This window comes from Corynebacterium sp. UMB8791 (assembly GCF_054166365.1).
The window spans coordinates 1-8547 of record NZ_JBSZCG010000137.1; the positions used below are offsets into that span (position 1 = coordinate 1).

Genomic DNA, 8547 nt, shown 5'->3' on the forward strand with positions numbered 1-8547 from the left:
ATGACTAACATCACTCATGCCCCGCCGGTAGACCTCGCGAAGCATGAGCGCACGCCGAAAGAGCGGCGCCTCGCCCTTGGTTCGTCCTTCCTCGGCTCCACCGTGGAGTGCTACGACTTTCTGCTCTACGCAGCCGCCGCGGGACTTGTGTTCCCGCAGCTCTTCTTCGCGAACATCGACCCGAAGCTGGGCACGATGCTCTCCTTCGTCATCTTGCTCACCGGCTACCTGTCCCGCCCGATTGGTTCGATGGCGTTCGGCCACTTCGGCGACAAGTACGGCCGTAAGAACGTCCTCGTGATCACGCTGATGACGATGGGGCTTGTCTCCATCTCGATCGGTTTGATGCCGTCCTCGCAGATGATTGGGCCGGCCGCTCCGATTCTGCTGGTCATCCTGCGCATCATCCAGGGCATGGCGATCGGCGGCGAATGGGCCGGCGCCACCCTGATGGCCATGGAGAACTCCACCGCCAAGAACAAGGGCTTCGGCGCCTCCGTCGCCATCGCTGGCGGCCCAGCAGGTGCCATCTTGTCGACGCTGGTCCTCGCGATCTTCGCGAAGGCTTCCGGCGACAACTTCGCCAACCCCGAGCAGTACTTCATCACCGACTGGGGCTGGCGCGTTCCGTTCCTGTTCTCCGCAGCCATCGTCATCGTCGGCCTGTTCATGCGCGCCAACGTGAAAGAGTCCCCAGAGTTCGAAGCAGCCCGGCGCGCCGGCAAGGTGCACACCGGTGTGCCGCTGGTCCGCATGCTGAAGGAGGCTCCGCGCGAGCTGGTCCTCGGTGCGCTCGCCGGCACCGCCGCACTATTCGTGCAGGGTCTGCAGGGCTCGTTCATGGTGCCGTACATCGTGAACGCGACCGCTGAAACTGAAACGCCAGTCGGCCGCTCGACTGCCCTGATGATGGTCACGGTCGGCTCCGCCATCGCGATCTTCGTCATGCCGGGCCTCGCCGCCCTGTCTGACCGCCTCGGCCGACGCCGCGTCATGCTGGCTGGTGGTTTGGTCTCCATCATCGGCATCTGGATCGTTTTCAACATGATCGACTCCGGTGACCCAACCAAGATCTGGATCGGCATGGTCCTGCTCGTATGCGTGGTGCAGCCCGCACAGTACGGGCCGATCGGCGCGTTCATCTCCGAGAAGTTCGTCCCCGAGCTGCGCTACACCGGCTCCGGTATCACCTACCAGGCGGCGTCCATCCTCGGCGCTGGTACCGCACCGCTGGTCGCGACCCGCTTCGTCTCCCCGGAGACCGGCCTGACCCCGCTGGCCATCATCATCACCGGCCTGTTCGTGGTCTCCTCGCTGGCGATTTACTTCTCCAAGGAAACCGCCCAGAGCATGGGCCACGCGGAGCGCTTCACCAAGACGAATATGTTCAAGGGCTAGCACCGCAACACAAACGCCCCGGAGCTACTCCGGGGCGTTTTCTTATTGCTTAGTCGACCGGCTTCACCAGCCGCCGGGCAACCGGGGTGAACGCCCCCACGATAAACCCGAGCGTCAGCGCTGAGACGATCGTCGCCTCACGGGCAGCCTCAAAATGGCCCACCCACAATACGGACAGCACCAACGCCAGCAAAACACACACGATGTCAAACACCAGCTTGACCTTGTAGAACGGTTTTCGACGCAGCGTCGCAACGGTAGCGACGAAGCCCTCGCCCGGCAGGAATACAGCGTTGGCTGTAGCCAGGATTGCCACGCCAAAGCCGAGCACCACCAACCCGACCGCGACGAGCGCAACCTGCGCCACGTAATTCGTCGACGCCAAAGGGCGGCACACATACATCCACCCGTCCAAGCTCACGCTGCCGACAAGCAGCGCGGGCAGCTGCAGCCAGTACCTGCGCGGGAAGTCCTGGCGCAGCATCACCCACTGCGCCGCAATGAGGAACAGGTTCAGCGCAAACGTCCACCCGCCAAAGCTCAGCCCACCGATCAGCGTCATCGCGTACACCGGCGATGACACCGGCGGCGTGCCGAGCTGGCTCGTCGTCACAAGGGCGGTACCGGCCATCATCACCACAATGGCGAACACTGAATATGCGTAGTCTCTCGGCCGCGCCGAGTGTTTCGAGTCGCTCACTTGCGATACCTCCTTGTTAAGGCTTGTTAAGGACTTGTTAAACACCAGGGACACCCAAACATTCCTGTCTGAGTGCCCCTGAAGTAGTCAGTAGTAATTACTGCACGCGCATGCTTGCAGCCTGCTTGTACGCCTCCCACGCCTTACTTGCCTGGGCGTTGAGCGTTGCCACCGCAACGAACCTGTCCGGGCGGACAAGCACCGTACCAACCGCGCGGGTATCAAAGAAGCCCTTCAGCGCACCCGTGATGTCCGAGACAACCTCGGTGTCCGCCGACACGTACTCCTTCGCCCACTCGACCTGCGTCGGGCTGACCGCACACACCAGTTTGACGTTCGCCTTTGCCATCTCAGCGAGCTGCTCCGGCGTGAACAGGCGGGCCGGGTCCACGCCCCAGGTCACCACGGCGTGGTTGAGGCCCAGGGCGTCGTCGAGAAGCACCTCGGCGCCGTTGTACTCGACCTTCGGCTGGATGATCTGCAGGCCCACCGGCGACAACTTGTTCACCGCAACGCGCGACGTGACGATGCGCGGGCGATGCGACGGATCATTCGAGCGATCTGCAACGCCAGGCTTCAACGTCGCCTGATCCACCACCGCGCCACGGCCGTAGCGCGGCACCGGCTTGAACTTCATGTCCGCGAAATACTCCTTGACACGCGGCGAAAGGTTCATCAGCTTCGCCGCCGTGTCGCGCACGAACGCCACCTTCTTATCCGTCGGCTTAATCACCGTGCCGAACGTCATCGACAAATCGATCATGGCCTTGGCGTGGTCGCGGCGCTCGACATCGTAGGTATCCAGCAGCTCCGGGCTGAAGTTGCCCTGCAGCACGCCAGCGAGCTTCCACGACAGGTTCGTCACGTCGCGGATACCCGAGTTGTACCCCTGGCCCATCCACACCGGCATCAAGTGCGCCGCGTCACCGGCAATGAGCACGTTGCCCTTCCGGAACGTCCGCGCCATCCGGCCGTGGTGCGTGAACACGCGGCGACGGATCACGTCCAGCTTCGTGCCCTCCGGGATGTGCTCCGACAGCAGCTCCTCAATGAAGGCATCCTCGTCGACCTTCTCGGTCGGCTCGTCGTCGAACAGCATGAACTCCCAACGACGCACCCCGCGCGGCAGGCCAATGGACACGTACGGGCGGTTCGGGTCGGCACCGAGGTACACATTCGGGGCGCCCAGCGGATCATTGTTGACGTCAACAACAACCCACCTTGTCGACGGCGACTTCCCCTCAAACTCCGTCCCCATCCACTTGCGCGTAAACGAACGGCCACCTTCACAACCAACGAGGTACCTCGCGGTGATCTGCTCCTGCTCGCCCGTGCGCTCCTCCCCCTCTTCACCACGCACGACCTCAAAGGTCGCGCGGACGCCACCCTCAACCTCCTCGATCTTCACCAGCTCGCGACCAAACGTGGTGGTGACGTGCGGGAACCTCGCCAACCCATCGAAGGAAGCCTTATCCGCCAGCGGCTGTAGGAACCCAAACTTACGAGGCCACCCGTACGGCTCACCCTGCGGGTTGTTCGTCAAGATGACGTTACCGGCACCATCGACCAAGCGCATGATGTGATGCGGAATCGTGTACGGCCGGAACTCCTCCGCCAGGCCCATCGCCTGGATAGTACGCATGGACTCGTCGTCGAGGCCCACCCCGCGCGGGTAGTCAATCAGCTGGTCACGCTTCTCCATGACCGCGACCGAAACACCACGGATGCCAAGCAGGTTCGCCAGCGCTAGGCCAACCGGTCCCGTACCGATGACCAGCACATCAACGTCTGCATTCAGCTCTCCCATGGTGTTCGCTCCTTGACTTTCGACAATAGATCCAGCACAGTGAGTCACCTCACTTTCGCATGTGTTTCTAGTTCTAATCACAGGAGTAAGTTGACGCATCTCCAATTCCGCCTTTCGGAACATGTGAGAGCGGGTGCGCGCACCAGATTCCTTAATTTTCTCGGGGTGCTCGACGTTTTAGCAGGTCAGGAGAAGGCCGTGAGGGAATTTGGTGTCATAGCGCCCCGGCTTTGCACCAAATTCCGGGATTTTGGGGAGTCGGGTTTGCAAAAGACCAGGTCACCTAGGGTACCCCTAGGTGGCAGGCTGGTTGTGGGCCAGAACCCGAAGGAGGTCCACACCCATGCCCCCGCACGATATTCCCCCGCTGATCCCCAAGCCACCAGAGAAGGATTGGGCAGATTACAACACCAACCCCGACCCCGACAACCAAACCGCCCCGCCCCCACAACCCATCACGATCTAACACCCAACCACGTTCACAACCACTTGACATAAAGCGTTTCTGCAGGCGGATTTGGAAAAGCCCTGGTCGCGGGAAGCGAGTGAGGGAATTTGGTGTGCATAGAGAAGGTCTGAGTGCCAATGGACGCATCTCCGTTTGGACTAGCCATTCATACTAGCTGGTAATAAAAGTGCTGGATGTTTAGTCTTGCGTCTTTTGGCACTGGACCATTGGGAAGGGTCAGAAAGACTATCCCAGGCTGAACTTTGAGCCCCGAGGCCCCTTATTTTATGTCCGCCGGAGCTGTTCCATTGACTGGAACGTGGGTTTTAGCCAATTATTCTTCCGTTTAAAGTCACTCCCACAGATGACACAGATCACAGAGGGGAAGTGGCTATGAGTAAGATCGCAGAACTCATTGATCCGGTCGGAGGATACGTTTCCGGCAAGATTTTCGCCGACGAGGACATCTACCGCCAGGAGTTGGAGACCGTCTGGCAGCGCACTTGGGTGTTCCTTGCGCACGAGTCGATGCTGCCGAAGCGCGGGTCCTACATCCAGACCTACATTGGTGAGGACCCGGTCATTGTTGTGCGCCAGAAGTCCGGCGAGGTCAAGGCGTTCCTGAACCAGTGTCGCCACCGCGGTATGCGTATCTGCCGCGCTGACCGCGGTCAGGCGAAGTCCTTCATGTGTTCCTTCCACGGCTGGTCTTACGACCTTGAGGGCAACTTGACCAACATCCCGCATGAGAACAATGCGTACCCGGAGGGCATCGATAAGTCGAAGTTGTCGGCAATCAAGGTGCCGCGCATTGAAAACTACAAGGGCTTCATCTTCGGCTCCTGGGATGAGACGATCCCGCCGCTGGAGGAGTACCTGGGCAACGCGAAGTACTACCTCGACGGATACATGGACCGCTACGAAGGCGGCATGGAAGCCATCGCTGTACACAAGTGGGTCCTGCCAGCGAACTGGAAGTTCAACGTTGAGCAGCCGACGTCCGACATGCAGCACTCGGAGATCTCCCACGTCTCCGCGGTGGAGGCGCTCAGCTCCGGTTCGGACACCTTCGACCGCAAGACCGGTCGCAAGAAGATCCCGGAGGGCCGCCAGTTCCTCAGCCCGTACGGTCACGGCGGTGCGTTCTTCGGCAAGCGTGACGCGGAGATCCCCAACACCGGCCCTGCGCTGATCGAGTGGGAGAACACCATCCGCGACTCCATCGTGGAGCGCCTCGGTGAGTTCCGCGAGGTCCGCGGCCACATGAACGTCTTCCCCAACTTCATGCTGCTGGGCAACTACACCTTCCGCGTCACCCACCCGCGTGGCCCGAACGAGATGGAGATCTGGTCCTGGGCGTTCGTGCCAAAGGACGCGCCGGAAGAGGTCAAGGAAGCCATCCGCGTCGACGTCATGCGCACCTTCTCCCCTGGCGGCATGTTCGAGCAGGACGACGCCGAGAACTGGGAGGAGATGCAGCACATCCTCCGCGGCGCGAAGTCCCGCGAGACCGGCTTCACCTACAACATGCGCCGCGTCCCCGTCAGCTACGACGATGACGGCTACCCAGGCGCGTCCACGGCACATGTCTACTCCGACAACGCCGCGCTGAACATGTACGGCTTCTACCGCGACCTGATGGAAGACAAGTCTTGGGAACAGCTCAAGGCCGAACGAGGGGGCGTTCCGGAGGTTGACCAGCGAGACTTCACCAAGGTGATGGATCCGGAAGCAGCAGCGGCAGCTGCAGCCTCTGACGGTGCTTACGAAGGCAACGTCGATTAGTCCCTAGCTTTTACACGACCTTTGAAGGAGAAACCCATGGCGAGCAACAACACGCAAGCGTCAGAGGCAGTGACCCAGGCCCCTGCGGGTGCGGAAGATGAGCGCCTCATCGCGCGCTTCCTGTACGACGAAGCCGAAATGATGGACAACATGCAGTGGGAAGACTGGCTCGACTGCATGCACGACGACGTCGACTACTGGGCGCCGGTCCGCGAAAACCGTGTGGCCCGTGAGCGTAAGGAAGAGTTCTACCCGAAAGGGACGTCGGTCTACTTCGAGGAATCCAAGGAGTTCCTGCGCCAGCGCGTCGTCCGTCTGCAAACCAACATGGCGTGGGCCGAGGAGCCGCCGTCACGTTCACGCCACATGCTCACCAACCTGCGCATTGACGAGCGTAGCGACGGCGCCTTCGCCGTTCGTTCGAACTTCCTCATCTATCGCTCACGTGGAGAGCGCTACGAGGACACCATCGCAGGTGAGCGCCGCGATGTCATCGTGCGGGCACCGGAATCGCGTTACGGATTCCTGGTGCTCGAACGTGAGATCCGCTTCGATATGGCAACCATCCTCGTCAAGAACTTGTCTCTGTTCTACTAAAGAAAGGAAACGCTCTTGAGTACACAGATTGAAACCACGAACCTCCTGCGCATCGGCGTTGTCGTCTATGATCTCGACGCCAAAATCAAGGATTACTCCCGCATCTACGGCATTACCGACTGGGACATCGCCGAGCACGCGCCAACCGACGCAGTAGCGCACGGTCGACGCCTGGCGACGACCCCGGGCACCTGGCGGAGCGCCGTCGGCACCACCCCTGCCGTCAACGGCGAGAAGGGCCCAGGCGGACGCCCGGCGTCGAGCCTTACCTTCGAGCTCATCGAACCAACCGGCGGCGAGAGCCCCTTCAACGAGTTCCTGCGCACCAAGCGCGAAGGCATCGCGTTCCTGCAGGTCCGCTCCACCGCGGCCAACGACGAGGCGGTCGCGGAGCACTTCAAGGCGCTCGGCTACGACATCGCCTACACAGCAACTGTCGACGGCGCCACGCGCACCTTCTACGACACGCGCGAGAACCTGGGCGGCTTCCTCGTCGAGATGCTTCCGGCAACCGCCGCCGACCCGGCCCAGGTGAGCACCGACACCCGCCCGACTCAACCGGTGCAGGGCATGTACCACTTCGGTGTCCTCGTGCACGACGTCATGGCGGCGCTGCCGCACTACCGCGACGTCTTCGGCATCCAGCGCTACGAGATGAAGACGTGGGAGACCGGCTTCGGCCGCCTGGACAAGCCGTACTACCGTGGCAAGGACGGCGACACCGGCTACTTCACCGCCCAGGGCACCGCCGGTGACTTCGGCTTCGAGATCATCTCCGTCAACCACGGCGACTGCCACTACAACCGCGAATTCTTCGATGAGCGCGGCCCGGGCATCCACCACTACTTCGCGTGGATGACCACGGAGGACTCCGAGTGGGACGAGGTCGTCGCCTCCATGACCGAGGCTGGCCACCCACTGTGCATGGGCTCTAACCTGCGCGGCGGCGCCGCCGAGTTCGGCTACTTCGACACCTTCGACGCGCTCGGCGGCTACCTCATCGAGATCGTCGCGCGCCGCGAGCCACCGAAGCCGGAGTTCGCCGCGCCGGACTGGATCGTCGACTTCGAGGAGCTCGTATGATCCGCATCGTTCACCGCGGAGCTACCGATGCTCCAGAAAAGCTTCTTCACGACGTCGCATCCCTCCGCCAGCGTGACGGCATCAAGGAAGCCGAAGCGTACAAAACCCTGGCGGTCGAGGACGAGGACTGCGCCGTCGCGATCCTCGCGGAGAGCGTGTCCGACTACGCAGAGATCGTCGAAAAGCTGCCGGAGCTGCCGCACCTGCACACATTCGTGCAGGACGGCACGACGGAGATCTACGAGCAGTCCAAGTACGTCCTCGCCGACGGCGTGTGGGCCCCAGAAGCAGGCTACGACGCCCGCATCATGTGGCCAGCGCGCGGGCCAGTCAGCATTGTCATCCAGAACGCTTTCGTCGAAAACCCTGAGATGCGCGCGCTGACCGCCCAGGAAATCACCGAGACCCGCCGCGAGCCGGGCTGCCTCTACTACGCGTGGATGGAGAACCTGGAGCTGCCCAATCACCTCATGCTGCTTGAGGTGTGGGCGGACCAGACAATCTACGACCATCACTGGTTCGGGCGCATGGCCACGGGCGAGTACCGCGGCAATTCCGGACGCGAGGCTGCCACGCCGCAGCGCGGAGAACTTACCCGCGAGTTCTACCGCCAGCAGTCCTTCGAATACCACTACGGACGCCTCCTCCCTGAGGCAACCGAAAACTATTCCCACTCCGTTGCGTGGTCCGCACGCTAGCTGACCACCCCATCCCTTTCAGGAGACCCAC

General features: G+C 61.8%; 8 protein-coding genes. 6 read left to right on the plus strand and 2 right to left on the minus strand.

Translation table 11 applies throughout. From position 1 onward, the window contains the following. Positions 1 to 1398: MFS transporter (locus ACXIUA_RS09510; RefSeq protein ID WP_457976679.1), on the plus strand; the 1398-nt coding region annotated here is incomplete at its 5' end. 49 nt (positions 1399 to 1447) lie between these two features. Here ACXIUA_RS09510 and ACXIUA_RS09515 read toward each other — a convergent pair. Next, positions 1448 to 2098 carry a DUF6198 family protein gene (locus tag ACXIUA_RS09515; protein ID WP_457976680.1) on the minus strand — a complete coding sequence of 217 codons (651 nt, stop codon included), beginning with the start codon at positions 2096 to 2098 and terminating at the stop codon, positions 1448 to 1450. 97 nt (positions 2099 to 2195) lie between these two features. Beyond that, entirely contained in the window at positions 2196 to 3905 is a 1710-nt protein-coding gene (gene mhpA / locus ACXIUA_RS09520; protein ID WP_457976681.1) for a bifunctional 3-(3-hydroxy-phenyl)propionate/3-hydroxycinnamic acid hydroxylase MhpA, read from the minus strand. A gap of 343 nt (positions 3906 to 4248) precedes the next feature. On the opposite strand from mhpA, the gene ACXIUA_RS09525 reads away from it, so the two are divergent. The 5 genes from ACXIUA_RS09525 to ACXIUA_RS09545 all read left to right on the plus strand — a co-directional run bounded on the left by ACXIUA_RS09525 (position 4249) and on the right by ACXIUA_RS09545 (position 8516). Next, entirely contained in the window at positions 4249 to 4371 is a 123-nt protein-coding gene (locus tag ACXIUA_RS09525) for a hypothetical protein (protein WP_457976682.1), read from the plus strand. 375 nt (positions 4372 to 4746) lie between these two features. Then, complete coding sequence (locus tag ACXIUA_RS09530) at positions 4747 to 6138, plus strand: aromatic ring-hydroxylating oxygenase subunit alpha (RefSeq protein ID WP_070479020.1); 1392 nt, start codon at positions 4747 to 4749, stop codon at positions 6136 to 6138. 36 nt (positions 6139 to 6174) lie between these two features. Continuing rightward, the gene (locus ACXIUA_RS09535) at positions 6175 to 6735 is read left to right on the plus strand and encodes an aromatic-ring-hydroxylating dioxygenase subunit beta (RefSeq protein WP_256001448.1); all 561 of its coding nucleotides are present in this window, start codon (positions 6175 to 6177) and stop codon (positions 6733 to 6735) included. A gap of 15 nt (positions 6736 to 6750) precedes the next feature. Then, positions 6751 to 7818 carry a VOC family protein gene (locus ACXIUA_RS09540; RefSeq protein ID WP_284804772.1) on the plus strand — a complete coding sequence of 356 codons (1068 nt, stop codon included), beginning with the start codon at positions 6751 to 6753 and terminating at the stop codon, positions 7816 to 7818. Then, positions 7815 to 8516: a putative quinol monooxygenase gene (locus ACXIUA_RS09545; RefSeq protein ID WP_457976683.1), complete on the plus strand. Its 702-nt coding sequence runs from the start codon at positions 7815 to 7817 to the stop codon at positions 8514 to 8516. The genes ACXIUA_RS09540 and ACXIUA_RS09545 overlap by 4 nt, the downstream gene beginning before the upstream one ends. The last annotated feature ends 31 nt before the right edge of the window (positions 8517 to 8547 follow it).

Coding starts and splice junctions, on each gene's coding strand:
- mhpA (WP_457976681.1), bottom strand. CDS start 3,905: ATGGGAGAGCTGAATGCAGACGTTGATGTGCTGGTCATCGGTACGGGA.
- ACXIUA_RS09525 (WP_457976682.1), top strand. CDS start 4,249: ATGCCCCCGCACGATATTCCCCCGCTGATCCCCAAGCCACCAGAGAAG.
- ACXIUA_RS09530 (WP_070479020.1), top strand. CDS start 4,747: ATGAGTAAGATCGCAGAACTCATTGATCCGGTCGGAGGATACGTTTCC.
- ACXIUA_RS09535 (WP_256001448.1), top strand. CDS start 6,175: ATGGCGAGCAACAACACGCAAGCGTCAGAGGCAGTGACCCAGGCCCCT.
- ACXIUA_RS09545 (WP_457976683.1), top strand. CDS start 7,815: ATGATCCGCATCGTTCACCGCGGAGCTACCGATGCTCCAGAAAAGCTT.